The organism is Bradyrhizobium sp. AUGA SZCCT0158, assembly GCF_018130065.1.
Taxonomy (GTDB): domain Bacteria; phylum Pseudomonadota; class Alphaproteobacteria; order Rhizobiales; family Xanthobacteraceae; genus Bradyrhizobium.
On the sequence record NZ_JAFCME010000044.1, the window covers coordinates 17527 to 43464 of the forward strand.

At 63.5% G+C, this 25938-nt stretch carries 24 protein-coding genes and 1 pseudogene; 4 read left to right on the top strand and 21 right to left on the bottom strand.

The window, feature by feature from the left end:
• The first annotated feature begins 60 nt into the window (after positions 1–60).
• Complete coding sequence (locus tag JQ574_RS33280) at positions 61–1032, top strand: ATP-binding protein (protein ID WP_212210479.1); 972 nt, start codon at positions 61–63, stop codon at positions 1030–1032.
• Positions 1033–1166: 134 nt separating this feature from the next.
• On the opposite strand, the gene JQ574_RS33285 is transcribed toward JQ574_RS33280, so the two are convergent.
• Complete coding sequence (locus JQ574_RS33285) at positions 1167–2546, bottom strand: peptidoglycan DD-metalloendopeptidase family protein (RefSeq protein ID WP_212210481.1); 1380 nt, start codon at positions 2544–2546, stop codon at positions 1167–1169.
• A 109-nt stretch (positions 2547–2655) separates the two neighbouring features.
• Positions 2656–3300: a protein-L-isoaspartate(D-aspartate) O-methyltransferase gene (locus tag JQ574_RS33290; protein WP_409363424.1), complete on the bottom strand. Its 645-nt coding sequence runs from the start codon at positions 3298–3300 to the stop codon at positions 2656–2658.
• A 256-nt stretch (positions 3301–3556) separates the two neighbouring features.
• On the opposite strand from JQ574_RS33290, the gene JQ574_RS33295 reads away from it, so the two are divergent.
• Positions 3557–3934, top strand: a complete 378-nt coding sequence (locus JQ574_RS33295) for a response regulator (protein WP_212210483.1) — start codon at positions 3557–3559, stop codon at positions 3932–3934.
• 129 nt (positions 3935–4063) lie between these two features.
• On the opposite strand, the gene surE is transcribed toward JQ574_RS33295, so the two are convergent.
• The 12 genes from surE to JQ574_RS33355 all read right to left on the bottom strand — a co-directional run bounded on the left by surE (position 4064) and on the right by JQ574_RS33355 (position 16121).
• Entirely contained in the window at positions 4064–4831 is a 768-nt protein-coding gene (gene surE, locus JQ574_RS33300; RefSeq protein ID WP_212210485.1) for a 5'/3'-nucleotidase SurE, read from the bottom strand.
• A gap of 98 nt (positions 4832–4929) precedes the next feature.
• Entirely contained in the window at positions 4930–5475 is a 546-nt protein-coding gene (locus JQ574_RS33305) for a hypothetical protein (protein WP_212210487.1), read from the bottom strand.
• Positions 5476–5486: 11 nt separating this feature from the next.
• A complete protein-coding gene (gene serS, locus JQ574_RS33310) occupies positions 5487–6821 on the bottom strand; it encodes a serine--tRNA ligase (protein ID WP_212210489.1) in 1335 nt (444 codons plus the stop codon).
• 81 nt (positions 6822–6902) lie between these two features.
• A complete protein-coding gene (gene tatC, locus JQ574_RS33315) occupies positions 6903–7727 on the bottom strand; it encodes a twin-arginine translocase subunit TatC (RefSeq protein ID WP_212210491.1) in 825 nt (274 codons plus the stop codon).
• A complete protein-coding gene (gene tatB / locus JQ574_RS33320) occupies positions 7724–8242 on the bottom strand; it encodes a Sec-independent protein translocase protein TatB (RefSeq protein ID WP_212210493.1) in 519 nt (172 codons plus the stop codon). The genes tatC and tatB overlap by 4 nt, the downstream gene beginning before the upstream one ends.
• Positions 8243–8396: 154 nt before the next feature.
• A complete protein-coding gene (locus JQ574_RS33325; RefSeq protein ID WP_192739514.1) occupies positions 8397–8636 on the bottom strand; it encodes a twin-arginine translocase TatA/TatE family subunit in 240 nt (79 codons plus the stop codon).
• Positions 8637–8867: 231 nt separating this feature from the next.
• Positions 8868–9599: an SMC-Scp complex subunit ScpB gene (gene scpB, locus JQ574_RS33330; RefSeq protein WP_192739515.1), complete on the bottom strand. Its 732-nt coding sequence runs from the start codon at positions 9597–9599 to the stop codon at positions 8868–8870.
• Between the two features lie 21 nt (positions 9600–9620).
• Positions 9621–10451 (bottom strand): segregation and condensation protein A, encoded by an 831-nt coding sequence (locus tag JQ574_RS33335; protein WP_192739516.1) that lies wholly within the window; start codon positions 10449–10451, stop codon positions 9621–9623.
• A complete protein-coding gene (nagZ, locus tag JQ574_RS33340) occupies positions 10448–11470 on the bottom strand; it encodes a beta-N-acetylhexosaminidase (protein ID WP_212210495.1) in 1023 nt (340 codons plus the stop codon). Before nagZ ends, JQ574_RS33335 begins: the two co-directional genes overlap by 4 nt.
• 47 nt (positions 11471–11517) lie before the next feature.
• Positions 11518–12975, bottom strand: a complete 1458-nt coding sequence (locus JQ574_RS33345; RefSeq protein WP_212210497.1) for an SPOR domain-containing protein — start codon at positions 12973–12975, stop codon at positions 11518–11520.
• 120 nt (positions 12976–13095) lie between these two features.
• Positions 13096–14889 (bottom strand): arginine--tRNA ligase, encoded by a 1794-nt coding sequence (argS, locus tag JQ574_RS33350; RefSeq protein WP_212210499.1) that lies wholly within the window; start codon positions 14887–14889, stop codon positions 13096–13098.
• Positions 14890–14912: 23 nt separating this feature from the next.
• The gene (locus JQ574_RS33355; protein ID WP_212384180.1) at positions 14913–16121 is read right to left on the bottom strand and encodes a deoxyguanosinetriphosphate triphosphohydrolase; all 1209 of its coding nucleotides are present in this window, start codon (positions 16119–16121) and stop codon (positions 14913–14915) included.
• A 107-nt stretch (positions 16122–16228) separates the two neighbouring features.
• Here JQ574_RS33355 and erpA point away from each other — a divergent pair, with 107 nt between their 5' ends.
• Positions 16229–16558 carry an iron-sulfur cluster insertion protein ErpA gene (gene erpA, locus JQ574_RS33360; protein WP_192739521.1) on the top strand — a complete coding sequence of 110 codons (330 nt, stop codon included), beginning with the start codon at positions 16229–16231 and terminating at the stop codon, positions 16556–16558.
• A gap of 6 nt (positions 16559–16564) precedes the next feature.
• On the opposite strand, the gene JQ574_RS33365 is transcribed toward erpA, so the two are convergent.
• The 3 genes from JQ574_RS33365 to JQ574_RS33375 are packed head-to-tail and all read right to left on the bottom strand — an operon-like array spanning position 16565 to position 21684.
• Complete coding sequence (locus tag JQ574_RS33365; RefSeq protein ID WP_249119770.1) at positions 16565–17404, bottom strand: amidohydrolase family protein; 840 nt, start codon at positions 17402–17404, stop codon at positions 16565–16567.
• A 17-nt stretch (positions 17405–17421) separates the two neighbouring features.
• A complete protein-coding gene (locus tag JQ574_RS33370; protein WP_212210503.1) occupies positions 17422–20550 on the bottom strand; it encodes an efflux RND transporter permease subunit in 3129 nt (1042 codons plus the stop codon).
• Between the two features lie 3 nt (positions 20551–20553).
• The gene (locus JQ574_RS33375; protein ID WP_212210505.1) at positions 20554–21684 is read right to left on the bottom strand and encodes an efflux RND transporter periplasmic adaptor subunit; all 1131 of its coding nucleotides are present in this window, start codon (positions 21682–21684) and stop codon (positions 20554–20556) included.
• 155 nt (positions 21685–21839) lie between these two features.
• On the opposite strand from JQ574_RS33375, the gene xth reads away from it, so the two are divergent.
• The gene (gene xth / locus JQ574_RS33380; RefSeq protein WP_212210507.1) at positions 21840–22631 is read left to right on the top strand and encodes an exodeoxyribonuclease III; all 792 of its coding nucleotides are present in this window, start codon (positions 21840–21842) and stop codon (positions 22629–22631) included.
• Between the two features lie 49 nt (positions 22632–22680).
• Here xth and JQ574_RS33385 read toward each other — a convergent pair whose 3' ends face one another.
• The 4 genes and pseudogenes from JQ574_RS33385 to JQ574_RS35785 form a co-directional block, all read right to left on the bottom strand.
• On the bottom strand, positions 22681–23541 hold the full coding sequence (locus JQ574_RS33385; protein ID WP_212210509.1) for a tetratricopeptide repeat protein: 861 nt from the start codon (positions 23539–23541) through the stop codon (positions 22681–22683).
• Positions 23528–24172, bottom strand: a pseudogene (locus JQ574_RS33390) (dihydroxy-acid dehydratase); the annotation flags it as partial. The gene JQ574_RS33385 and the pseudogene JQ574_RS33390, both read right to left, overlap by 14 nt.
• A gap of 301 nt (positions 24173–24473) precedes the next feature.
• On the bottom strand, positions 24474–25379 hold the full coding sequence (locus JQ574_RS33395) for a cytochrome P450 (protein WP_312014657.1): 906 nt from the start codon (positions 25377–25379) through the stop codon (positions 24474–24476).
• The gene (locus JQ574_RS35785) at positions 25268–25714 is read right to left on the bottom strand and encodes a hypothetical protein (RefSeq protein WP_312014658.1); all 447 of its coding nucleotides are present in this window, start codon (positions 25712–25714) and stop codon (positions 25268–25270) included. The genes JQ574_RS33395 and JQ574_RS35785 overlap by 112 nt, the downstream gene beginning before the upstream one ends.
• Positions 25715–25938 lie beyond the last annotated feature (224 nt).

Sequence of the window (25938 nt, forward strand, 5' to 3'; positions counted from 1 at the left end):
TTAGGGCGCTTGCGGGAGCTTCCAAGGCCCGTTAAGGCTGCGCCGTCAGGAACACGGAAAATGTCGAAAAAACCCAATAAAACAGCGGCTCGCGCCACCTCCAAAGCAGGCCGGCGGAAGCCCGCGAAAACCGCGACAAAACGTCCGGCGCCCCCCTCGAAAGACGCCACCGCCGAGCGCATCGCGGACGCGCTGGAGGCCATCGCGAGCCACCTTTCCGCGGCCTCCCCGGCCAACGCGGGACCTGAGTCGTTCGGGGCTGCGGACGCCTTCGTCTGGCACCCGGACGGGCGGCTGGCGCCGGTACCGCGCGTCAGCCGGGTCGACCTCGGGTTGCTCAAGGGTATCGACCGGATGCGCGACATCCTGATCGAGAATACCGAGCGCTTTGCCGACGGCCTGCCCGCCAACAATGCGCTGCTGTGGGGCGCGCGCGGCATGGGCAAGTCGTCGCTGGTCAAGGCCGCGCATGCCGACATCAACCTCAAGCGCAAGCCGGCCGGCAAACTCAAGCTGATCGAGATCCATCGCGAGGATATCGAGAGCCTGCCGGGCCTGATGGACCGGGTGCGCAGCTCTTCATTCCGTTTCATCGTGTTCTGCGACGACCTCTCCTTCGACGGCAACGACGCCTCCTACAAATCGCTCAAAGCGGTGCTGGAAGGCGGCATCGAGGGACGCCCGGACAATGCGATCCTCTACGCCACCTCGAACCGCCGGCATCTTCTGGCGCGCGAGATGATCGAGAACGAACGCTCGACCGCGATCAATCCCGGTGAAGCGGTCGAGGAAAAAGTCTCGCTGTCGGACCGCTTTGGTCTGTGGCTCGGCTTCCACCGCTGCAGCCAGGACGAATATCTGGCGATGGTCCGCGGCTATTGCGGCCATTACGGCATCAAGCTTGCCGATGAGGAACTGGAGCGCGAAGCGCTGGAATGGTCGACGACCCGCGGTTCACGCTCGGGGCGCGTCGCCTGGCAGTTCACGCAGGAGCTGGCCGGACGGCTGGGTGTGCGGCTGGTGGGAAAGTAGGACGCGGTGGCGACGAACTCACTCGTCATACGCGGGCTTGACCCGCGTATCCATCGCACCTCGCGAGAGCGCTTTCTTCAGGGATGGATTGCCGGGTCAAGCCCGGCAATGACAGTTGAGGAGATACTGCGCCCTCACGCCCCGTTCAGGAATTGAAGCGGGTCAACCGGTGAAGATCCTTTGCGGATCTCGAAGTGGAGTTGCGGCGATCCCACCTCACCCGATTGGCCCGACTTGGCAATGATCTGGCCGCGCTTGATCGTGTCGCCGCGCTTCACCATCAGCTCACTCGCATGGGCATATGCAGTGACGTAACCGTTGGAGTGCCGAACCAGAATGAGATTGCCGTAACCCTTCAATTCATTGCCCGAGTAGGCGACGACGCCGTCTTCGGCAGCCTTCACCGGGGTACCTTCCGGCACCGCCAGATTGATGCCGTCATTGGCCTTGCCGTTGGTCTTGGCGCCGTAGGTCGTGATGACCTTGCCGCGTACCGGCCAGCGGAAGGTCGGCAGCGCGCCAGTGGCTTCGCTGGACTTGACCGCCGGCGCATCGGCCGCCGGTTTTTCCTCGACATTGGTTGTCGCCTGCGCCAAGCGCGCGCTTTGCGGCTGCGCGGCAGGCGTCCCCGGCTTGGCAGCAGGCGCGGCGACCGCTGCGACCTGCACCGGTGCAACAGGCTGCGCCGCAGGTGCGGCGGCGGTCTTGGCGCCAGGCACGGTCAGCTTCATGCCGAGGCTGAGCTTGGCCGATGTGTCGAGGTTGTTGGCCTTGGCGAGATCCGCCACCGGAAGGTTGTTCCGGCGTGCAATGCTCATCAACGTGTCGCCGCGATTGACGACGTGCACGCTCGACGGCCCCGCAACAGCCGCGACCGGCTTGCTGGCCGGCGGCGCTACCGCCGGCGCAGGCGCGGCGGCAACGGTCTGGCGCGGGATGATCAGTTGCTGGCCGGGCGATAGCGCGCGCGGTCCCTTGTAACCATTGGCCTGCAGGATCGCAGCCGACGAAACGTTGTAGCGCTTGGCCAGGATGTCGAGCGTGTCGCTGGTACCGACGATGATCGTGGTGCCGCCATGCGCGGGCGCAGCGGCAACCGAGCGCGGCGCAACGGTGGCGGTGGTCTCAAGCTTGGGTTGGCCCGGCGGGGTATAGGACGAAAGCCCGCGGCCTCCGCCCGACACGCCGTTGCCTGCGGTCTGATAGGATCGCGGCGCCGTGACCACCGGCGGCGGTGGCGGCAAGGCCGACGATTGGTGTTGGGGCTGCGACTGATACGGCTGAGTTTGCGGCCGAGAATATTGCGGCAGTTCGCGACGCTCGACCTGGGGCGCCGGCGCCTGCTGCACCGAACCGGTCGCGTCCGGCTGATAGTTGAACGGGTTTGACAGGGTGTTTTGCGAGAAGCGCGTCGACATATCGGCGCTGCAGCCGGCAAAGCCAAACGACATCAGCGTCAGCACCGCCACTTGCGGTACGCGACGCGAGCGAAGCAACTCGACGACACGGGACATGGTTACTCACTCATACGCAACTAAATACTCTTTTGAGTAAACACGTCCCGAGTAAATAACCGCTTAACCCTTCAAATAAGATGTTGGCGGGAACCGCCAATCCGTGATTCTACAGTTCGCGGGCAATCCCCGGCAGCGCCGGCACGAAGCGCACGTCGACCAGCGCCTTGCGGTCGAACCCTGCGTCAGTCCTCGTGACGCGCAGCAGAGTCTGGACACCCTGGTGGGGTCCGACCGGTGCGATCAGGATGCCACCGGGCTCAAGCCGCGCCAGCAGCTTCTCCGGGATTTGCTCCATCGCCGCGGTCACGATGATGCGGTCGAAATCCCCGGCACCTGGCGGGATATCGAAGCCGTCGCCAAGCAGGACCTCGATATTGTCGTAGCCCAGCTTTTCCAGCCGGGCCCGCGCGCTGTCGGCCAGCGTCCGGTACCGCTCCATGGTCAGGACGTGCTTGCAAAGCCGGGACAGGATCGCGGCCTGGTAGCCGGAGCCGGTGCCGATCTCGAGCACCTTGTGTTGCTTTTGCAGCTGCAATTGCTCGGTCATGTAGGCGACCACGAAGGGCTGGCTGATGGTTTGCCCGCAGGCGATGCCGAGCGCGCTGTCGCGATAGGCATGACCGCGATCGGCCGCGGTCACGAACATCTCGCGCGGCACCTCTTCCATGGTGCGCAGGATGGTCTGGTCGCTGATCCCCCGCCGCCGCAGGGAGAGCTGGAACATCATCTTTTCGGGCGGTTCTTGCGACATTAGAGACTCGGGGGCGCGGCCTGGCCATTCATCTAGTGCTTCGCTCGGGATTTGATGCAATAGCCAGCAGAGCTTTAAGGAAGAATTTCCTCAAAATGGGTTCCGCTTGTGGAACTACGGTCCGGGAACAGCGTTAGAGCCCGGAAAATCGGGGCTCTTGACGGGCGGGCCGCAGGCCTTGGCCTGACCCATCTTGTCGTTGCGCCGATTGGTGTTATTTGCGAACCTTGAGCTCGGGAAGGGCAAGGATTCCATCATGATGGCGACGCGGCCGCAGGGCTGTTCAGTGTTTCTCGTCGAAGACGAGGTCATGATCCGGATGATGGTCGCCGACATGCTCGAAGAGCTCGGCTACAGCGTCGCCGCCGAGGCCGGCGAAATCGGCGAAGCCGTCAAGCTCGCCCAATCGACCGAGTTCGATCTCGCCATCCTCGACGTCAACGTCAACGGCAAGGTGATCACGCCGGTGGCCGAACTGATCAAGGCGCGCAACCGGCCCTTCATTTTCGCGACCGGCTACGGCTCCTCGGGCCTGCCCGAGGAATATCGCGACCGCCCGGCGCTGCAAAAGCCGTTTCAACTGGAAACGCTGGCGCAGATGATCAACAACGCGCTGAAGAGCGCGGCGGCTTAGCCGCTCTATCCGCACACCCTGCCCGTCATCATCCGCGAAAGCGGATGATCCAGTATTCGAGAGACCGTCGATTGAACCGCGACGCCGCGGCGTACTGGATACCCGCGTTCGCGGGTATGACGCTTCGCGTCACTTCAACGTCGTCGTCAGAGCTTCCGAAAACGCTTCATCGGTGCGGTCGAGCCGCAGCGGCGTTACTGACACGTAGCGCGCGGCCAATGCGGCGAGATCGGTGCCTTCGGCCGGCGTGTCCAGCATCGCGGCGCGTTCGAACCCGATCCAGAAATAGGGATTGCCGCGGCCGTCATGGCGCTTGTCGACTTTCAGGAAACCGAGATTGCGCTTGCCCTGCCGCGTGACGCGGATGCCGTTAACCTGATCAGGGGTGCAGGCCGGAAAGTTGACGTTGATCACGGTGTTCTTGGGCACGCCGGCGTCGATCACCTTGCGCACGATATCCGGCCCGAATTTCACCGCCGTGTCCCACAGCGGCGCGTTCCGCGTTTCGATGGAGAATTCCTGGCTCAGCGCAAACGATGGAATGCCCAGAATGGTGCCTTCCAGCGCGCCCGCGATGGTGCCGGAGTAGACCACGTCCTCGGCGACGTTGCGGCCCTTGTTGACGCCCGACAGCACGAGATCCGGCAGCTTTTCGCCGAGGATGTGGCGCGCGCCCATGATTACGCAATCGGTCGGCGTGCCGCGCACCGCAAAATGCCGCGGGCCGACTTCGCGCAGCCGCAGCGGATCGTTCAGCGACAGCGAATGCGAGACGCCGGATTGATCGAGTTCGGGCGCCACGATCCAGACGTCGTCCGACAGCGCGCTGGCGATCTCCTCGACGACCTTCAGACCGGGAGCGTGAATGCCGTCGTCATTGGTGCAGAGAATGCGCATCCGTCAAAATGCCTTCCGGTTCGATTCGAGGCCGTTTTCCATGTCGCCGGCGCCGTATTATCCGCCTATCGCCGCCGAGGCAAACCGGCAAGATACAGTCATTCCCGCATCCGGACGCGCCAGGGACGAACGAACTTGGCGTAGCCTGAAAACACCATTTGAAATTTTGGCGGCACGGACTGAGCCGGCTCGGGCTCAGGCGTTGGGATCGCAATCGCCCGCAATATGACGGGCGGAGCCGGAGGCGGTTTGATCGGATCCGGCTTTGGAGGCCGGGGCTCTTCCAATTTTGCGATCTGAGGTGGCGGCTCAATTGGTGCGATGGGCGGAACCACCACCGGCGCCGGCGTAACCGGCGGCGCAGCCTGACACACCGTCGGCGCAACGGGCGGAGCCGGCGCGATTGTTTCCGGCTGCGTCACGCCGCCCGGAGGAAACCGCTTCCGCGCCACCTCGAGGCCCTTGTCGAAATCCGCGACATTGAGCCATTCCTTGGCCCGCATGGTTTCGATCAGCGCCTCGTCCCACAACTGCGGGACCTCGATATCGAAGAAGCCCTTCAGCTTCTGGTCGATCAACTGCATCCCGAGGCCGGTGACAGCCCATTGCCGGCCGATCCAATGGATGTCGCGATGCAGGGGCATTTTCGGCTTTGCTATCTGTCGTGCTCGATGACTTTGAGGCCGCCCATATAGGGCTGCAGCACGTCGGGCACTGCAATCGATCCATCCTGTTGCTGATAGGTTTCCATGACAGCAATCAGCGCGCGGCCGACCGCAGTGCCGGAGCCGTTCAGCGTATGCACGAAACGCGGCTTGCCATCGGGCCCGCGATAGCGCGCATCCATGCGCCGCGCCTGGAAATCGCCGCACACCGAACAGCTGGAGATTTCGCGAAAAGCACCGCCGTCGCCCTGCCCCGGCATCCACACTTCGATGTCGTAGGTTTTCTGCGCGGAGAAACCCATGTCGCCCGCACACAGCGTCATGACACGATAATGCAGATCGAGGCGGCGCAATACTTCTTCAGCACAGGAGAGCATGCGCTCGTGCTCGTCCTTGCTCGCCTCCGGTGTGGTGATCGAGACCAGTTCGACTTTTGTGAATTGATGCTGGCGGATCATGCCTCGGGTATCACGGCCGGCGGCACCTGCCTCCGCACGGAAACACGGCGTCAGCGCCGAAAGACGCATCGGCAATTCCTTGTCGTCGACAATGGATTCGCGGACAAGGTTGGTCAGCGATACTTCGGCCGTGGGAATGAGGCCAAGACGTTCAGTCTTTAGGCGGCCATCATCCGGAGCCGCCAGCAGCTCGCCCTTGATCGCCCAGAACTGATCATCCTCGAATTTCGGCAATTGCCCGGTGCCGAACATCACGTCGTCGCGCACCAATAGCGGCGGATTGATCTCGGTGTAGCCATGTTCGTTGGTGTGGAGATCGAGCATGAATTGACCGATCGCACGCTCCAGCCGCGCGAGGCCTTTTTTCAGCACGACAAAACGCGCGCCGGAGAGTTTCGCTGCCGTCTCGAAATCCATATAGCCGAGCGCGCCGCCGAGATCGTCATGCGGCTTCGGCGCGAAACCGTAGGTGCGCGCCTTGCCGAACACCTGACGCTGCACATTGCCGAGCTCGTCAACACCGTCGGGCACTTCGTCGAGCGGCAGGTTCGGGATCGCGGCCAACTCTTTGGCGAGTTCGTCGTCCGCCGTCTTTGCCGCGGCTTCGAGCTCCGGCATCGTGGTCTTGAGTTCGGCGACCTCGGCCATCAACTTCGATGCACGCGCCTCGTCCTTTGCCTTCTTGGCGTCGCCGATTTCCTTCGAGGCCGCATTGCGCCTAGCCTGCGCCTGTTCGGATGCCAGGATTGCCGCGCGGCGCTTTTCGTCGATCGCCAGCAGCGACGGCGACAGCGGCGCCAGGCCACGGCGCTTCAGTCCGGCGTCGAATGCTTGCGGGTTATCGCGGATCGATTTGATGTCGTGCATGGCGGATCATTCCTGAATCGTGCCGGTGAAGGCGCGCATCCAGTAACCCGAATGGACGGCTTTTGGAACAGCGAAGCGGCCCTACTCCGCCGGATTGGCCGCGGGCGGCGGGGTCGCGGAGGGTGGCGTACCGGTTGCGGCCTTGGCTGCGGCGACCCGCTTCTCCACCAGGGCGACCGCGAGGATCGAGCCTTCGTAGAGGACCATCAAGGGCAGCGCGAGCGAGGCCTGGCTCAGCACGTCCGGCGGCGTCAGGACGGCCGCGATGACGAAGGCGACCACGATGAAATAGCGCCGCTTTTCGCGCAGCTGCTGCGCGGTGAGGATGCCGATCCGGCCCAATAGCGTCAGGATGACCGGCAGCTGGAACGCGATGCCGAAGGCAAAGATCAGCGACATCATCAGCGACAGATATTCGCCGACCTTCGGCAACAACTGGATCTGCGCGGTCTCATCGCCGCCGGACTGCTGCATGCCGAGCGAGAAGCGCACCAGCATCGGCAGCACGATGAAATAGACCAGGAGCGAGCCGAGCACGAAGAAGAACGGGGTCGCCACCAGGTACGGCAGGAACGCGCCGCGCTCGTGCTTGTAAAGCCCGGGCGCCACGAATTTGTAGATCTGCGTCGCGATGATCGGGAACGAAATGAAGCCGGCGCCGAACAGCGCGAGCTTCAGCTGCGTGAGGAAATATTCCAGCAGCGCCGTGTAGATGAACTTCGAATTCTCGGGGCCGGCGATCCAGACGAACGGCCACACCAGCACGTTGTAGATCTGCTTGGCGAAGAAGAAGCAGAAGATGAAGGCGATACCGAACGCCAGCAGCGCCTTGATCAGCCGCGAGCGCAGCTCGATCAAATGGTCCATCAGCGGCGCTTTGCTGGCCTCGATGTCTTCGTCGCTCATGACGCTTTGGCGTCCTTGAGAATGTCCGGCGCCGCTGGCGCGATGTCCTGTGACGCGGCCTGAGCTTCGCGGGTGATGATCAGCGGCTCGGAGACCGCCTGATGGGTTTCGGCCTCGACGAACGTCTCGGCCGTCGGGGCGGCCGGCGTGGTCGGTGCGACGATTTCGGGCGTCACGGTTTCCCCGATCGAGGTCTCCACCTGCGAGTTGACGGGCTTGTCGATGTCCCCGATCTGCAGGGCGTCACCGACGTCCTTTTGCAGCGAGGTGATCAGACCGGTGGGAGACATGCCTGTCGCGACGTCCTTGACCTCGTCAAAACTCTTCTTGAGGTCGGCCATTTCGGCCTCGCGCATCGCTTCCTGGAACTGGCCCTGGAATTCGCTAGCCATCTTGCGGGCCTTGCCCATCCATTGCCCGACCATGCGCAGCACGCCCGGCAGCTCTTTCGGGCCGATGGCGATCAGCGCGACAACCGCGATGACGACCAGTTCACTCCACCCGATGTCGAACATGAAAATTTCCGCTTACGCGACCCCGCCCTACCCAAATCTCCATAGCAAGATTTTGGGGCGGCCCGCGTCTTTTCTCAACCGGCGTCCATGACTTCAATAGGCCATGGCTTCACCGGACACCGGTCCGCGCCCGACGGCGCCTACAACTAAACCGTCAAACAGCCTTGCTGCCGACATCGGTGCGGGCCGCCGTCGGCGCCGCATTGTGATCGATGGTCTTGGTCGGCTCGACCGCGGGCTTTTCCGCAGGCTTGTCATCGTCCTGCAAGCCTTTCTTGAAGGACTTGATGCCCTGCGCGACGTCGCCCATCAGGTCCGAAATCTTGCCGCGGCCGAACAACAGCAGGACCACTGCGATCACGACGATCCAGTGCCAAATGCTAAGCGAACCCATCCTGCAACCCTCCAAAAGAGACGGCCGGCATCCGGCCCAAGCTTTGCCGGAAGGTAGGCCCGGGAGGTGTCAAAAACAAGGACCCAGGCCGCGGCAAATCGCTGTCGCGACTACGGATTATTGCTACCGTTAATCCGGTTTCGAGGACTGAACGGCCCCTAGCGGAACAGGCCCCGAACCGGGGCCCGTTCTACTTTGCATGGGGTTGTTTTCGATATTTTTGTCCACGCCCTAGCTTTCGCTAGGGGTCTCGGGCTCGGCCGCCGGCGCCAGCAGGAGTTCCAGGGTGTCGCCGGCATCCAGCGGGTCCTCGTCCTCTCGCAGCGCCACGTCGTCCGACGGGGTCGGAACGCTGAAGCCGGACGGCAGCCGCGAATCCAGCAGGCCGGTGCCTTTCAGCTCTTCCAGGCCCGGCAGATCGCCGAGTGCTTCGAGGCTGAACTGCGACAGGAACCCGTCGGTGGTGCCGAACGTCAACGGCCGGCCCGGCGTCTTGCGGCGGCCGCGGGGACGGATCCAACCGGTCTCCAGCAACACATCCAGCGTGCCCTTGGAGGTGATCACGCCGCGGATTTCCTCGATCTCGGCGCGCGTCACCGGCTGGTGGTAGGCGATGATCGCGAGCACCTCGATGGCCGCGCGCGACAGCCGCCGCGTTTCCGTGCTCTCCCGCGTCATCAGCCACGACAGATCGCCGGCGGTGCGGAACGTCCACTTGTTCGCGACCCGCACCAGATTGACGCCGCGCGTGGCGTATTCCGCCTGCAGTTGCGCCAAAGCGACCTTGACATCGACACCGTCTGGCATCCGCTTGGCCAGCGCCGCCTGATCGACCGGCTCGGCGGAGGCAAACAACAGCGCTTCCAGCAGCCGCAATTCTTCGGGCCTCGCTTCGGGCTCGTTCGTGGGATCGACGGAATGTTCCTCGGCTTCTTCCATGCGCTTTTCCGCGAGGCTCGCCATGGCTAGGTCTCCTTCTTCCACTTACTCGACCGAGAGATCCGAAGCGGACATCGCTCCGGACGCTTGCGGCTGACGCTTACGAAAATACAGCGGCGCGAACGCCTCTTTCTGATTCAGTTCCATCTCGCCTTCCCGCACCAGCTCGAGCGCGGCGGCAAAGGTGGAGGCAAATACCGTCGCCTTCTGCGAGGGATCGACAACATAACTGAGGAGAAATTCGTCGAGGCAGCTCCAGTCCTCGGCCATGCCGACCAGCCGCTCCAGCGAGGCGCGCGCTTCCGACAGCGACCACACCGTGCGCTTGGCCAGATGCACCGTTGCCAGCACCTTCTGTTGACGCTGCGTGGCATAGGCCGTGAGCAGGTCGTATAGCGTCGCGGTGAATTTGGGGTGGCGGATTTCCGCGATCGATTCCGGATTGCCGCGCGGGAAAATATCGCGCTGGAACTGCGGCCGGTTCATCAGCCGGTTGGCCGCCTCGCGGATGGCTTCCAGCCGGCGCAGCCGGTTGGCGAGCGCGGTCGCCATTTCCTCGGCGCTCGGGCCGTCGGGCGTCGCCGGCTCCGGCAGCAGCAGCCGCGATTTCAGGAACGCCAGCCAGGCCGCCATCACCAGATAGTCGGCCGCGAGCTCGAGGCGGATCTTTCGCGCCGCCTCGATGAAGACGAGATACTGGTCGGCCAGCGCCAGGATGGAAATTTTGGACAGGTCGACCTTCTGTTGCCGCGCCAGCGTCAGCAACAGGTCGAGCGGACCCTCATAGCCCTCGACGTCGACAACCAGCGAGGGCTCGCTGTCGGTGCCGTCAGCGGCGGGCCGTCCGGTCTCAAACGATAGAATCTCCGCGGTCATACCGTCCCTACCCGATCCATCAACGCGTCCAGTTCAGCCCGCGCCGCCTGCCGGTTGAGCGGCAGCGGCGCCTTTCGCGAGGCCAGCGCCCGGTTGGCGCGATTGAGGGCCTCGCCCGTCAGTTCCGGCGTCTCGGCTGCGACATCGCGCATCTCGTCGAGCTTGCCATTGCAATGCAAAACCATGTCGCAGCCGGCGTTGACGATGGCTCGGGTCCGCTCGGCGATCGATCCCGCCAACGCATTCATGGACACGTCATCACTCATCAACAAACCCTGGAACCCGATTACGCCGCGAATCACCTGCCGGATGATTGTCGCAGAAGTCGTCGCCGGATGGACGGGGTCTAGCGCGCTAAACACAACATGTGCGGTCATCGCCATCGGCAGGTCCGCCAGCGGTTGGAAGGCGGCAAAATCGATCCGATCGAGCTCTTCCCTCGTCGAATCAACCGTTGGCAGCCGAAAATGACTGTCCGCTGTGGCCCTTCCATGGCCGGGAATGTGCTTCAGGACCGGCAACACCCCGCCCTGCTCCAGCCCCTCGGTGACGGCGCGGGCGATCGCGGCCACTTTGCCCGGCTCGGTTCCATAGGCCCGGTTGCCAATGACGGCGTCGGCCCCCGCAACCGGCACGTCCGCCAGTGGCAGGCAGTCCACCGTGATTCCGAGGTCGATCAGGTCGGCTGCGATCAGCCGTGAGCTCAAACGGGCGGCCTTGAATCCCAGTTGAGGGTCGATGTCGTACAGCGCCCCAAAGACGGCGCCTGGCGGATAGACCGGCCAATGCGGCGGTCCGAGCCGCTGCACCCGCCCGCCTTCCTGGTCGATCAGGACGGGCGCATCGGCGTTTCCGACCAAATTGCGCAATTCGCCAACCAGCGAAGCAACTTGCGCGGGGGTCTCAATGTTGCGTTTGAATAGGATAAAGCCCCATGGCAGCTCGGCACGGATAAACGCGCGCTCGTCAGCGCTCAATTCCAGTCCGGATATGCCTGTGATGAATGCGCGGCTGCTCATGGGGGCCGATTAGGCCCCTCACAGCTCCCGGGTCAAGGAAACGGCCGTTAATTCCTGAGGATGACGCACTGTCCGCCGGCGGTTTTCAGGTTGCCGCACAGCTGCGCCGCCTCCTCCTGAGAACCAAACGGTCCGACCATCGAGCGGTAAACGACGCCCTTGTCGCCGAGATCCGCCCGCCTGATCGAAGCCGAACGTGTCCCCAGCACGGATGGATACTTGCCCTGCAGCGCCCGGTAGGACGCCAGTGCATCAGCCTCGTTCTTCTGCGAGGAGACCTGAACGAGATATCCGACGCCGGAGGGCGCGGCCTGCGCCTGACCGGTTGCCGCTACACGGGTGGGCGCCGGATCGGGCGCTGCGCCGCCTTGCGGCGTCAGCGCGAGCGGGCCATTGGCGCTGGCGTTGGCGGATGACGGGTTGCGCGGCGCGGCCGGAGCTGGCGCCGGTGCGGCCGTACGGGCAGCCGGCGCCGGCTTTGCCTGTGCAACCCCTGCAGGAACGCCACCATTATCGGCGTCGCCCTTTACGGCAAGGGTCTTGACCTTGCGCGGTTCGTTGTTCGGCAGGGAGCCGTTCGCGGCGGTCGCCGGCGGCGGAGCGGCCGGAGAGACGCTTGCGACCGAGGGCGGGCTGCCATTCGGGTTCAGCGGCGGAAACACCACGCGCGGACCGGACCTGGAGTTGACATCGACCGGAGCCTCTTCACGCGAAACGATCTTTTCGCCGCCATCGCCGGGCACCATGCGGTCCGGTGTCTTGGCAGCGGCACCATCGCCCGGCGTCGCCATGACCTTGGTCGGGCTGTTGTCGGCCTTGATGATCGGCGGCTCGCCGCTGCGGGGTGAGCCGACATAGGTTCGGTAGGCGAAGGCAGCCCCCGTCCCGACCACGGCCAGCGCCAGCACCGCGGCGACCGTAATCAGGCCGTTGCTGCGCTTGCGCGGCGGCTCCGGCTCTTCCTCGTAATCGCTCTGATAGGCGTAGGGATCATCCGGAAAGGCCGGATCACGTGCATATTCATGCTGCCCTGATTCCAGCTGGCCATACAGCGCGTCGTCATACCGCGAGGGATCCACCGGCTGCTCGTCCGCGTATTGCTGCGCCGGCGCGTGATGGTCCTGTTCATGTGCCGCCGGCTGCTGAGCCGCGTAGCGGTGCAAGGGATGCACTGGGCTCGGCTGGTAATCCGGCTCCGGCTCTTCGTATTCCTGCTGCGGTGGCAGTGGCGGCGCATCGTGCCTGGCGCGCTGCATCCATGGCGGCGGGCCCGCGGCTACACCGACCTCTTCCTCGTCCACGGCGTCGTGTTGCGGTCGCACGTTGGCCCGCGACTGCAGTGGGTGCGGGGTCTTGGCACCGCTGCTAAACGGATCGGACTGCCCGATCAGCCGCGCCAGCTCCGCCAGCGGATCGCTGTCGCCCCTCGCCGGGGCAGCCGGGTTCGCGCCGCGATCATCGTCGGCGTCCGAAGGAAAAGTTCGTTCCTGGTATCTATCAGCCATCGTGAAGATGCATCCCCTTCGGGACAGCGCCAACCCGCCATGACCATACGAGCCATGAACACGAATTGGCTCCTGCCAGATACCCTCACAATCCCCATTGCGAGGGCCTATGCCCCTTGCCTACCGCATCTCGGTCGGAGCGTGGACGCCGAGAACGGCTAAGCCCGATTCCAGAACCGAGACGACGCCCTGGACCATTGCCAGTCGCGCCCTCGTAATGTGTGCATCATTAGTGATAATGAAGCGTAAATAGGGCAAATCCCGCCCCTTGGTCCAAAGCGCGTGAAATTCACTCGCGAGATCATAGAGGTAAAAAGCGATTCGGTGGGGTTCATGCGCCACCGCCGCCGCCTCGATCATCCGGGGATAAAGCGCCAGCTGCTTCAACAGGCTGAGTTCCGTAGGGTCCGTCAGCCGCTCCACCGCGGCGTCCCCGAGATAGGCCGCCCGGGCGGAATCGCTCTCCGGCAGGTCCGGAAGCATTTCCCGGGCGTTCTTGAAGATCGAATGGCCGCGGGCGTGGCCGTACTGGACGTAGAACACCGCGTTATCCTTGGACTGCTCGATCACCTTGGCAAGGTCGAAATCCAGCACCGCGTCGTTCTTGCGGAACAGCATCATGAAGCGCACGGCGTCAGACCCGACCTCGTCGACCACCTCACGCAAGGTGACGAACTCGCCGGAGCGCTTTGACATCTTCACCGGCTCGCCGTCGCGCAGCAGCTTGACCAGCTGCACGATCTTGACGTCGAGGGCCGCCTTGCCCGAGGTCACGGCCTTCACCGCCGCCTGCATGCGCTTGATATAACCGCCATGATCGGCGCCGAACACGTCGATCAGGTTGGTGAAGCCGCGATCGAACTTGTTCTTGTGGTTGGCGATGTCGGAGGCGAAATAAGTATAGCCGCCATCGGACTTGATCAGCGGACGATCGACATCGTCGCCGAATGCGGTGGCCCGAAACAGCGTTTGCTCGCGGTCCTCGTAGTCGTCGACCACCTTGCCTTTGGGCGGCGCCAGGCGGCCTTCATAGACATCGCCTTTGGCACGCAGATAGTCGATGGTCTCGGTGACCTTGTTGTTGCCGGTCTCGATCAGCGAGCGCTCCGAGAAAAACACATCGTGCTTGATGTGCAGCGCCGAGAGATCGCCCTTGATCATCTCCATCATCATGTCGATGGCCTTGAGGCGCACGATCGGCAACCAGGCGTTTTCCGACATCGCCTTGAGCTTGCCGCCGTATTCGGCGGCCAGCGCCTGCCCAACCGGGACGAGATAATCGCCGGGATAGAGGCCTTCCGGGATCGCGCCAATGTCCTCGCCGAGCGCTTCCCGGTAACGCAGATACGCGGAGCGGCCGAGCACATCGACCTGCGCGCCGGCGTCGTTGATGTAGTATTCGCGCGTGACGTCATAGCCCGCGAAACGCAGCAGGCTGCACAGTGCGTCGCCGAACACGGCGCCCCGGCAATGTCCGACATGCATCGGCCCGGTCGGATTGGCCGAGACGTATTCGACATTGACCTTTTCGCCGCCACCAATCGCGCTTTGGCCGTAGGTGACGCCCTCGCGCAGCACGGTGCGCAGCGCGTCCGCCCACGCCTCTGGCTTCAGGGTGAGATTGATGAAGCCAGGCCCGGCGACTTCGACGGAAGCGATCAGATCGTCCGCACGCAGCTTTTCGGCGAACTTGTCGGCAAGATCGCGCGGCTTTGCCTTGGCTTCCTTGGCGAGCACCATCGCGGCATTGGTCGCCATGTCGCCATGGGTCGCATCGCGCGGTGGCTCGACCACCACGCGGGAGAAATCGATGCCGGCAGGCCAGTTTTCCTCGGCCGCTAGCACGGCACAAATCCTGTGCACGCGCGCAAGCACATCGGCAAAAAGGTGCGGAGAAGTGGGTTTTTCGGCCATTTTTTGAAGTCCTCGGCCGCCGCCTAACGCAAATCCGGGGTCAAGTCAAAAAGCCTCTGGTGCTCGATCAGGGCGAAACGATCGGTCATCCCGGCAATGAAATTGCCAATCCGGCGGGCACGCCCGGCTTCGGTCTGCCGCTCGGTCTCCTCGACCCACTCGGCCGGCAGGTCAGCCGGCGATTTCTGGTAGCGCGCGAACAGGTCGAACACGATCTGCTCCGCCTCACCCATCACCCGCATCACCCGCTTGTGGCGGTACATCCGCTGCTTCAGGAATGCCTTGATGTCGGCCTCCTCCGTCGCCACGGCAGGCGGAAACGCGACCAGGGGCTGAGCGCAGTGGCGCACATCGTGGGCCGATTGCGGCTTGGCCGCTTCGAGCCGCCTGCCTGCCTCGGCGACAACAGCCGAGATCATGTAGGAAATCAGCTCGCGCACCAATTCCGCCCCGCGCCTGCCGTCATCGAGATCGGGATAGTGCTTGCCGATGTCGGCGATGATGGCGGCCGTGAGCGGCATCACGTTGAGGTCGTCGACGCTGAACAGGCCCGCGCGCAGGCCGTCATCGATATCGTGGGCGTCATAGGCGATGTCGTCGGCGAAGGCTGCGACCTGGGCCTCCAGCGAGGCGTAGGTCCACAGGTCCAGATCATATTTGCGGTTGAAATCGGCGATCCCGACCGGGATCCCGCTGTCGCTGTAGCGCCCGGTGGGGTCCCCGCTCCGCATCGTCAGCGGGCCATTGTGCTTGACGATGCCCTCCAGCGATTCCCAGCTCAGATTGAGCCCATCGAATTCGGGGTAGCGATGTTCCAGCGAGGTTACGACGCGCAGGGTCTGGGCGTTGTGATCGAAGCCGCCATGGGCCGCCAGGCATTTGTCCAGCGCCCGCTCCCCGGCATGGCCGAACGGGGGATGGCCGAGGTCGTGGGCCAGCGCCAGCGTCTCGGTGAGGTCTTCGTCGAGCCCGAGCTGGCGGGCCAGCGCGCGGGCGATCTGGGCCACCTCCAGCGAATGGGTCAGCCTTGTGCGGTAATGATCGCCTTCATGGAACACGAAGACTTGGGTTTTGTGCTTCAGGCGGCGGAAGGCGGTGGAATGGATAACCCGGTCGCAGTCGCGCCGGAACGGGCTGCGGGTCTTGCTCGGCGGCTCCGTAAACAGCCGGCCGCGGCTGCGATCGGGATCGCAGGCATAGAGCGCGCGGGGGGCAGCCATTCCGACCGACACGTTTTTTTAGTCCTTATCCATTTGATTCTGCGAGATTACATACTTAACTATGGGGAGCGCGGGATACCAAATGAATTGGGTATGACGCCTTCGACCGGAGACCACGCATGACCACTGCCATCACCGTCAGCGAGCGGGCCGCCCGCCGCATCGGGCAAATCCTCAAGACCGAGGGCGACGGCGCCATGCTGCGCATTTCCGTCGAAGGCGGCGGCTGCTCCGGCTTCCAGTACAAATTCGACGTCGAGCATGCCCAGGCCGAGGACGATCTGGTGATTGCGCGCGAGGGCGCCGTGGTGCTGGTCGATCCGGCATCGGTGCCGTTCCTGGCCGGCTCGGAAGTCGATTTCGTCGACGATCTGATCGGCGCGTCGTTCCGGGTGGTCAATCCGAATGCCACCGCCTCCTGCGGCTGCGGCACCAGTTTTTCGATCTGAGCGACATCAGCGCGGCGTGGCGAACAACGCCTTCGCATTGCCGCTCGCGATCTGCTCGGCGATTTTGGGCGATAGCTGCGCCAGCCAGGCGCGATAGCTCGCCATGATCTCACCATAGCTCGCCCAGCGCTCCGGCACCCAGGTGTCCGAACCGAGCAGGAAGCGATCGGGATAGCGTTCGAACAGCGTCCGCCACTCAGCCGTCAGCTTGCCCGCGCCGTCGGTGATGCCGCTGCGATACGACAACTCTCCCCACAGCTTTGGGTATTTCGACAGCATCGCCGTGACGCGATCGGTCGACAGCCCAAAGCCGGTATGCGCCCAGATGATCCGGGCTTTCGGATTGTGCCGCATCAGGATCTCGACCGCCTCGTCATCGGCATGGGCGTGCAGATAGAGGTCGTTGGCGACCGCAAAATCGACGGTCTTCTTGACCCACTCGTTCTCCGCCGACTTGCCCGACAGATGGAATTCGCCGATGCCGCGGTAATAGCCGCGCTTGAATTCGTCCTGCACCAGATCGAAGATCACGGGGTCGCCGAACCAGCTCTGGATATCCGACCGGACGCGGTACGGACGGATGAAAGGCACGACCTGCAGGCCATCGGCCTTGGCATCCACCAGCGCATGCGTTCCGCTGTTCGGGCGGCTGGTCGCGAGGATGCCGGTGACGCGATGCTTCTTGAATAGCGCGAGCACCTCGTCGAGCTGGTAATACGGCTTTGGTTCCCAATTGTAATGCAGATGCGCGTCGAAGATTTCGATCGGCTCGGCCGCAACGGCCCTCGTCCCGACGTTCCACGCAAGCGCGGTCAGGATGACGATGCATCGCAAGGCGGTCCGCATTGCCCGCGCCGGGATCATTACTCGGCCGCGACCACGTGCGGCCGCTTCTCGTCGCCGGTTTCTTCGAGCTGCGGTTCGAGCCGGCGCTTCAGGCGGCGGTCGAGACGGTCGAGATAGATGTAGATCACGGGGGTAATGTACAGCGTCAGCAGTTGCGACAGGCACAGACCGCCGACCACGGCGACGCCAAGTGGCTGGCGCAGTTCGGCGCCGGCGCCGGCGCCGAGCGCGATCGGCAGCGTGCCGAAGATCGCGGCGAACGTCGTCATCATGATCGGGCGGAAACGCAGCAGCGCGGCTTCCCGGATCGCATGCTCGGCGCTGAGGCCGACGCTGCGCCGCTCCAGCGCGAAGTCGACCATCATGATGGCGTTCTTCTTGACTATGCCGACCAGCATCACGATGCCGATCATCGCGATGACGGACATCTCCATTCCGAACAGCATCAGGGTCAGGATCGCGCCGATGCCGGCCGACGGCAGGCCGGAGATGATGGTGATCGGGTGGATGAAGCTCTCGTAGAGGATGCCGAGGATGACGAAGGCCGCGAACACGGCGGCGAGGATCAGGACGCCCTGCCCGCGCAGCGAATCCTGGAACACCTGCGCCGTGCCGGAGAAGCCGGTGGCGATGGTTGCCGGCAGGTTGGAGCTCTGCTCGAGCGTGGTGATCTGGTCGACCGCATGGCCCAGCGAATAGCCGGGCGCGAGGTTGAACGAGATCGTCACCGCCGGCTGCTGCGCCTGGTGGTTGATTTGCAGCGGCCCCACCGTCGGAACCAGCTTCGCCACCGCTGACAGCGGAATGGTCTGGTTGTTCTGGGTCTTCATGTAGAGCTTGGACAGATCGGACGGATCGACCCGGAACTGCGGCTGCACTTCCAGGATAATCTGGTAGTCGTTCGACGGCATGTAGATGGTGCCGACCTGGCGCGAGCCGTAGGCGTTGTAGAGCTGGTTGCGAACCTGATCGACGGTGACGCCGTAAACGGCGGCCTTCTCGCGGTCGATATCGACCGTCATCTGCGGGTTCTTGATGTAGAGATCGGTGGTGACGTCGAGCAGTCCCGGCACCTTCTCGATCTTGTCGCGCATCTCCGGCGCCAGCCGGTACAGCGAGTCGGTGTCGCCGCTCTGCATCACATACTGGTACTGGCTCTTGGAGATCCGCCCGCCGATATTGAGGTTCTGGATCGGCTGGAAGAACGCCTGCATGCCTGGAATCTGGCGGGCCTTGGTCCGGAGCCGCCCGATGATCGTCGTGAGGTTGTCGCGTTCCTTTTTCGGCTTCAGCGCGATGAACAGGCGCCCGTAATTCGCCGTCGCGTTCGGTCCGCCGGCACCGACGGTGGAGTTGATGTATTCGACCGCGGGATCGCCTCTCAGCACGGCGACCAGCGCCTGCTGCCGCTCCTTCATCGCATCGAAGGACGTATCGGTCGCAGCCTCGGTCACGCCGATCAGGAAGCCGGTGTCCTCCTGCGGAAAGAATCCCTTCGGCACGATCATGTAGAGGTAGACGGTGCCGCCGAGCGTCGCCAGCGTCACGGCCAGCATCAGCGCCTTGCGCGCCAGCACCCAGTCGAGCGTCCATTCATAGGCACGCAGCCAGGATTCGAACATCGCCTCGAAAGCGCGAAGCACGATATTCGGCTTCTTGTTCGGGTCGTGCGCCCGCAACACGCGCGCGCACAGCATCGGTGTCAAGGTCAGCGAGACGAATCCTGATACGATGATCGCAACCGATACCGTCACCGCGAATTCGCGGAACACACGGCCGACGATACCGCCCATCAGCAGCACCGGGATGAACACGGCGATCAGCGAGAAAGTGATCGAGATGATCGTGAAGCCGATCTCGCGCGCGCCCTTCAGAGCGGCCTCAAACGGCCGCATCCCGCGCTCGATGTGGCGGACGATGTTTTCGAGCATGACGATGGCGTCGTCGACCACGAACCCGACCGACAGGGTCAGCGCCAGCAGCGTCATGTTGTTGATCGAATAGTCGAGCGCATACATCACCGCGCAGGTGCCGAACAGCGAGATCGGAACCGCCAGCGCCGGAATGAAGGTCGCGGACGCCGAGCGCAGGAACAGGAAGATGACGAGGATGACCAGCCCGATCGCGATCAGCAGCGTCTCCTCGACGTCGGCCACCGCCTGACGAATGGATACCGAGCGATCCATCAGCACGTTGATCGACACCGATGGCGGGATCTGCGCCCGCAGCACCGGCAATTTGGCCAGGATGCCATCGACCACCGCCACCGTGTTGGCGTCCGGCTGTTTCTGGATGCCGAGCACGATCGAGCGCTCGTCGTTCAGCCAGGTTGCGATCCGCTCGTTCTCGACGCTGTCGTAGATCTTTGCGACCTCATCGAGCTTGACCGGCGAACCGTTGCGCCAGGCCACCACGATCTTGCTGTAGTCGGCCGCCTTGTCCATCTGGCCGGAGGCCTGCAGGGCCACGTCCTGCTTCGGTCCGTTCAACGTGCCGACCGGGGTCGACGAATTGGCGGCCGAAACCGCGGAACGGATGTCTTCGAGCGACAATCCACGCGCCGCGGCGGCTTCCGGATCGGCCTGGACGCGAACGGCGAACTTCTGCGCGCCGTAGACGCTGACCTGCGCGACGCCCGGTATCTGCGACAAAGTCTGGCCGATGGTGATTTCGCCATATTCGTTGACCGCCGACAGCGGCAGCGTGGGTGAACCGAGCACCACGAACAGGATCGCGAAATCGGCCGGGTTCACCTTGCGGAAACTCGGCGGGATTCTCATCTCGATCGGCAACCGGCGTTGCGCGATCGTCAGCGCCGTCTGCACGTCGAGCGCGGCGGAATCGATGTTGCGGTTGAGATCGAACTGGATCGTGATCGAGCTGGTGCCCTGCGAGGAATTCGACGACATCGAGGAGATGCCGGCGATGGTCGAGAGCTGGCGCTCGATGACGCCGGCCACAGATGATGCCATCGTCTCCGCGCTCGCGCCCGGCAAGGTTGCGGTCACGGCGATGGTCGGGAAGTCGACCCGCGGCAGCGCCGATACCGGCAGCAGGCGGAAGCCGAAGATGCCGAATGCAATGATCGACGCCGTGATCAGCGTCGTCATGACCGGCCGGCGGATGCAGAGCTCCGAAAGCGTCATCGGCTACGCCCCCGCCTTCTTTGTCCGCGGCTCGACCCGGGTTCCGTCCGACAGCAGCAACTGTCCGTCGACCACCACGCTCTCGTCGCCCGCGAGCCCTTCCGAGATCACCGACATGCCCTGCGAGGTGCGATCGACCGTGACCGGCTGGACCTTGGCTGTGCCGTCCTTGACGACGAAGACGAAATTGCCGGTCTGGCTGCGCTGCACGGCGACGGTCGGCACCACGATCGCATCTTCGCTGCGGATCGTCAGCCTGGTCGCGACCAGGGTGCCCGGCCACAAGGTCTCGTTCTCGTTGCTCATGATGCCGCGCACGGTGACCATGCCCGTGGTGGCATCCACCGTGTTCTCGACCATCGCGACCTTGCCGGTCTCGGAGCGCTGATGGCCCGGGATGGTCGCCGTCACCCCGGATACCCCTTTCGCCATCGACTCCCGCAAATCCACCAGCACGCGCTGCGGAACCGCGAAGGTCACGTAGACCGGCGCCATCTGGTTGATGACGGCGAGCGGCGCGGTATCGGCGGGACGGACGAAGTTTCCAACTTTCACATTGGCCACGCTGATCCGGCCCGAAAACGGCGCGCGGATCGTGGTGTAGCTTTTCTGGACCTTCAGATTGTCCAGCGACGCCTGGTCGGACTTGATGGTTCCGGCCAGGATGTCGGCCGTCGTCTTGGCGTTGTCTAGATTGACCTGCGTGGTCGCGCCCTTCCCGATCAGTTCGCTGAACCGCCGGACGTCGCGCAGCGCGCCTTCGAGCTGGGCGCGATCCTTCGCCAAAACTCCCTCAGCCTGCTCGATCTGGGCATCGATCTGGCGCGCATCGAGCGTGAACAGCAAGTCGCCTTCGTTGACCTTGGCGCCGTCCTGGAAATGGACCGACAGGATGGTGGTTTCCAGCCGCGACTTCAACGCCACGCTGGAGATCGGCGTAACCGTTCCGTTGGCGTCGACATCGACGGGCACGGACTTGCGTTCCGCCTTCGCCAGTTCGACCGAGACCATGCGCGGACGCTGCGGCCCCTGCGCGCTGGCGTTGCTCCCCATCCACGACGAGCGGGTTGTGTAGGCCGCGACGGCGACGATGCCGATAATGCCGGCAACAAGTATCCAGTTACGCTTTTTCATAATTTTTCACGTCCGTCGGCCCGCAAAGGACGGGACAGCTGCTCCCGGCCCCTTGACGGCGACTTTTACGCCTTATTTCTAGATAGTTATCACAGCCTCGCAGCACATGGTATGCCACTGGGCGAAAATGTGTTGTTACAATCCGGTCATTTGCAATGCGTATTGCTACGTGGAACGTCAATTCGGTCCGGCAGCGGATCGACCATCTGCTGACCTGGCTGAAGGACTGCGCGCCTGACGTCGTCTGCCTGCAGGAAATCAAATGCATCGATGAAGCCTTTCCGCGGCTCGAGATCGAGGCGCTCGGCTACAACGTCGTCACCCACGGACAGAAGACTTTCAATGGCGTTGCGCTGCTGTCGAAGCTGCCGTTCGAGGAAACCAAATCCGGCCTCGCCGGCGACGACGAGGACGCCCATGCAAGGTTCCTGGAAGGCGTGATTCCCCTGAAGAAGGGCGTGCTGCGCATCGCCTGCCTCTATCTGCCCAATGGCAACCCTGCGGATTCAGATAAATATCCCTATAAACTCAAATGGATGTCGCGGCTTCTTGAGTATTCCAGAGAACGACTTAAAGCGGAGGAGCCGCTGATCCTGGCGGGCGACTTCAACGTCATCCCGGCAGCAGGGGACGTCTACAATCCCGCCGCCTGGGCCAATGACGCGCTGTTCCGCCCGGCAACCCGCGAATCCTTCCAATCGCTGCTCGGGCTCGGACTGACGGACGCACTGCGCGCCGTGAACGACGCGCCCGGCCAGTACACCTTCTGGGACTATCAGGCCGGTGCCTGGCAGAAGAACTGGGGCTTGCGGATCGACCATTTGCTGCTGTCGCCGCAGGCCAGCGACCGGCTCACCAATGTCGGCATCGACAGCTACGTGCGGACCTGGGAAAAGCCGTCCGACCATGTCCCGGTCTGGGCCGATTTCGAGCTCGAAACCGCCTGAGCGAATAAGCGCCGCTCAAGCCGCGGCAGCAACCAAGCTGCGGCGGGAATCAGTCCCGGCGGCCCTGCACCCAGTGCTCGAGCATCTGCAGCGCCATGGCGCGGTCGTCGCCGGAGGCTTTCGACATCGCCCGGGTGTAGCTTTCCTTGATCCAGACCTCGTCCGGCGCCGCGCTCTCGCTCGCCAGGGTCAGCCACATCAGCCCGCGCGCGCGCTGCGGCGGCAGCCGGTCGCCGTTGAACAGCATCTGGCCGAGCAGCGCCTGTGCCTGATGCTGGCCCTTCTGGGCGGCCAGACCAAGCCAGCGGGCGCCATAGCGGAAATCTTCCCGCGAGGCGTCGGGGGTCTTCAGATAGAGCCGCGCCAGGTCGTACTGGGCATCGGCATTGCCGAAATAGGACGCGGCATAGGAGAACATCTCCCGCGCCCGCTCCCGGTCGACCTTGACCTTCGAATTGGGAATGCCGTTGAGGTAATACCGGCCCAGCGCCACGAACGCGTTGGCCACAATCGTCGCCTGAGGCGCCGACGGGCTATCCTCGGCATGCTGGTTGGCAATGCGGCTGAAATATTCGAACGCCCGCAGGTCGTCCTGGGTGACGCCATCGCCGTTGGCATACATCCGGCCGAGCTTCCACTGGGCCACGGGATGACCGCCTTCGGCGGCGTATTGCAGGGAGGTCAGCGATGGCGCGGTCGCGGCAGCAGCCGCGGTTGCCGGCGGAATCGCCTTTTTCTGGCCCGGAATACCCAAGGCCTGAGCGTTCAACGCCTGGGCAGCGGGCTGGGAAACCACGGGAAGAGCGGCATCTTTGGGATTTACCGGCGCACCATCGAACGCGAATCCGGAGCCTGCCACCGGTGCGGCCCCTAACATCAACGCAAGAATGATACGCCTAGATGTCCGCATAACACTGTTTCTCGTGCGCACCGTCTGGGTGGGAAACAGCGCCACCCATCGCCTGCCCGATCCTTTGGGCGTCCTTCCACAGCGCAGCCGATTTGAAGTTAGTCGCTCGGGACTGCCGTTTGGTCTCATGTTCAGGGGCGTCGGCGCCGGTCAACTTTACGTTAAGACTCGCCGCGGCGGCCTCCTCGCGGTCCAAGCCGCGGACAGAACCTGGAAATTCAGAACCTGAAAATTTCGGCTTCGACATGCCCGCGACCTTCACGACCGCACCTTCCTGCGCAAAATTATCTTTTGGGCCGACGACAACGCCGGTGACGGCCATCACCTTTACGCTCTTGAGGTTTTCGGCGATCGTCCGGCCCGAGGCGGTAAGGCAATTCCCGCGCAGGTGGCCATTGTCGAGCAGCGTCTTCATCAGAAGCGATATGCTCCCAATTTCCTGTATGTCTTTGGCAACATCACGGCCGCCCGGCTGCAAACCCGCGGCATACGGAGTCTTTTTGAAGATTTCCCCCGCCAAGATTTCGGCCGCCTCGACCAAATTGAATTTGATGCTGCGTTGATCGGTGGCGATCCCCGACGGGTGCGGTGCAGCATTGCTCGCGTCGCGGGAAGCCGCGACGACGGCGGCATAGGCTTGCGGCGCGCACGAGGGACCCGCCGTCACGTGACAGCTCGGCAGCCTGTTCTTGATGTTGGTCCCTGCGTTCATCGCGAACCTGTTTCCCCAGCCGTCTCGTCTTCGCGAGCGCTGTGGCCATCAGCCTATGAAGGCATGATTTCATGCAGGGGTGTGGCTAAAAAGCGGCGCAGGCAATAGCTGGCTGCTTTGACGGTTAAATGTTCAGGAACTGTTGCGGCCACGCAACAATCGTGGCAAGTGGGCAACGATCGACGGCACAACTCGCACAGGCTGTGGAACAAAATTCGCGCTACCCTTGCTTGGCGCCACCCGGACTGCGTGTTTGCCTGATCGTCACAACCGGCAACCGGTCGATCGCGCGCAGGCCAGGCCGCTTGCGCCATTTGATTTCGGATGGATCGGCCGCCAGCGCCAGGTCGGGCCAGCGCCGCAACAGCGATTTGAGCGCACATCGGCCTTCGATCCGCACCAGCTGATGGCCGAGGCAAAAATGGATTCCGGTGCCAAACGCGATGTGGCGGTTGGGCCTGCGCTGCAGGTCGAGCCGCTCGGGATGCGGATTGGCCTGCGGGTCCATGTTGGCGGCGGCGAGCATCGCCATGACCTTTTCGCCCTTCCTCACCTGCACGCCGCCGAGATCGACATCCCGGCGCACATAGCGCGGCTTGGTGAATTGCACCGGCGTGATGAAGCGCAGAAATTCCTCGACCGCCAGATCGAGCCGGCTTTCATCCTCACGCAGCCAGTGGCGCAGTCCGGGATTCTTCAGAAGCTCGAACGCCGATCCGCTGATCAGATGCGTCGTGGTCTCGTGGCCGGCGAACAGCAGCAGGAACACCATCGACACGATCTCCTCGCGGCTGATCTTCCCGCCGTCCTTTTCGACGCGCACGATCTCGGCGATCAACCCCTGCCCGCCTTGCCGGCGAACGGTTTCCAGATGCTGCTCGACATAGCGCCGCATGGCAAAAATCTTCGGCATCATGCCGAGAAAGCCGAGCGTACCGGTGAAGCGGGTAAAGCCGCTGGCCCAGGCGGTGAATTTGGCGCGGTCGGCGAGCGGCAGCCCGAGCAGTTCGCAAATCACCGACAGCGGCAGCCGGCGCGCAAAGCGCTCGACGAGATCGGCGGGACTGCCATCGGCGAACAGTTCATCGGCAAGCTGGTCGCCGATCGCCTGGATATGCGGCTCCATGTCGAGCACGGCACGGCGGCGGAACGCTTCGTCGACGATGTCGCGCAGCGCTTGTGGTTGGGCTCGTCCATCGACAGCATGCTGTTGGCGAGCGTACGCACGATACCCGGCATCCACCATTGCAGCCCGGCGACATTGCCGTCGTCGCGGCGGATGGTGAAGGTCTTGGTATCCTTCAGCACCTGATCGGCAAGCGCCTGCGTGGTCGTGGCCCACACCTTGCCGATGATCGGAAAGCGCACTTCCACCACCGGCCCGATGGTGCGCAGCTTCTCGATCGCAGTGGCGGGATCGCGAAAGAACTCCTGGCTGGTGAAGTCGGCCTGTAAACTCATGCGCGGCTCCTTCGACGAATGCCGGGAGTTCTATATGCGTTCGTGGCGAGAGAATTCCAGATCGGGCAACAGCTATAACTCGTCGTCCCGGCCTTGAGCACAGATGCGCAATTGCGCATCGGAGGACTCATACTCCGCGGCGGGAGTTTGCACCTTATCCCAAACGCAGCTTCGCGATCTCGCGACGCATGGCGCCCGAGCTTTGCTGGAAACTTCCCGCCCTC

Bases quoted from the DNA above. Each gene is read 5' to 3' on its own strand.
- JQ574_RS33280 (WP_212210479.1), top strand. From the start codon at position 61: ATGTCGAAAAAACCCAATAAAACAGCGGCTCGCGCCACCTCCAAAGCA.
- JQ574_RS33285 (WP_212210481.1), bottom strand. From the start codon at position 2,546: ATGTCCCGTGTCGTCGAGTTGCTTCGCTCGCGTCGCGTACCGCAAGTG.
- JQ574_RS33290 (WP_409363424.1), bottom strand. From the start codon at position 3,300: ATGTCGCAAGAACCGCCCGAAAAGATGATGTTCCAGCTCTCCCTGCGG.
- JQ574_RS33295 (WP_212210483.1), top strand. From the start codon at position 3,557: ATGATGGCGACGCGGCCGCAGGGCTGTTCAGTGTTTCTCGTCGAAGAC.
- surE (WP_212210485.1), bottom strand. From the start codon at position 4,831: ATGCGCATTCTCTGCACCAATGACGACGGCATTCACGCTCCCGGTCTG.
- JQ574_RS33305 (WP_212210487.1), bottom strand. From the start codon at position 5,475: ATGCCCCTGCATCGCGACATCCATTGGATCGGCCGGCAATGGGCTGTC.
- serS (WP_212210489.1), bottom strand. From the start codon at position 6,821: ATGCACGACATCAAATCGATCCGCGATAACCCGCAAGCATTCGACGCC.
- tatC (WP_212210491.1), bottom strand. From the start codon at position 7,727: ATGAGCGACGAAGACATCGAGGCCAGCAAAGCGCCGCTGATGGACCAT.
- tatB (WP_212210493.1), bottom strand. From the start codon at position 8,242: ATGTTCGACATCGGGTGGAGTGAACTGGTCGTCATCGCGGTTGTCGCG.
- JQ574_RS33325 (WP_192739514.1), bottom strand. From the start codon at position 8,636: ATGGGTTCGCTTAGCATTTGGCACTGGATCGTCGTGATCGCAGTGGTC.
- scpB (WP_192739515.1), bottom strand. From the start codon at position 9,599: ATGGCGAGCCTCGCGGAAAAGCGCATGGAAGAAGCCGAGGAACATTCC.
- JQ574_RS33335 (WP_192739516.1), bottom strand. From the start codon at position 10,451: ATGACCGCGGAGATTCTATCGTTTGAGACCGGACGGCCCGCCGCTGAC.
- nagZ (WP_212210495.1), bottom strand. From the start codon at position 11,470: ATGAGCAGCCGCGCATTCATCACAGGCATATCCGGACTGGAATTGAGC.
- JQ574_RS33345 (WP_212210497.1), bottom strand. From the start codon at position 12,975: ATGGCTGATAGATACCAGGAACGAACTTTTCCTTCGGACGCCGACGAT.
- argS (WP_212210499.1), bottom strand. From the start codon at position 14,889: ATGGCCGAAAAACCCACTTCTCCGCACCTTTTTGCCGATGTGCTTGCG.
- erpA (WP_192739521.1), top strand. From the start codon at position 16,229: ATGACCACTGCCATCACCGTCAGCGAGCGGGCCGCCCGCCGCATCGGG.
- JQ574_RS33365 (WP_249119770.1), bottom strand. From the start codon at position 17,404: ATGCGGACCGCCTTGCGATGCATCGTCATCCTGACCGCGCTTGCGTGG.
- JQ574_RS33370 (WP_212210503.1), bottom strand. From the start codon at position 20,550: ATGACGCTTTCGGAGCTCTGCATCCGCCGGCCGGTCATGACGACGCTG.
- JQ574_RS33375 (WP_212210505.1), bottom strand. From the start codon at position 21,684: ATGAAAAAGCGTAACTGGATACTTGTTGCCGGCATTATCGGCATCGTC.
- xth (WP_212210507.1), top strand. From the start codon at position 21,840: ATGCGTATTGCTACGTGGAACGTCAATTCGGTCCGGCAGCGGATCGAC.
- JQ574_RS33385 (WP_212210509.1), bottom strand. From the start codon at position 23,541: ATGCGGACATCTAGGCGTATCATTCTTGCGTTGATGTTAGGGGCCGCA.
- JQ574_RS33395 (WP_312014657.1), bottom strand. From the start codon at position 25,379: ATGGAGCCGCATATCCAGGCGATCGGCGACCAGCTTGCCGATGAACTG.
- JQ574_RS35785 (WP_312014658.1), bottom strand. From the start codon at position 25,714: ATGAGTTTACAGGCCGACTTCACCAGCCAGGAGTTCTTTCGCGATCCC.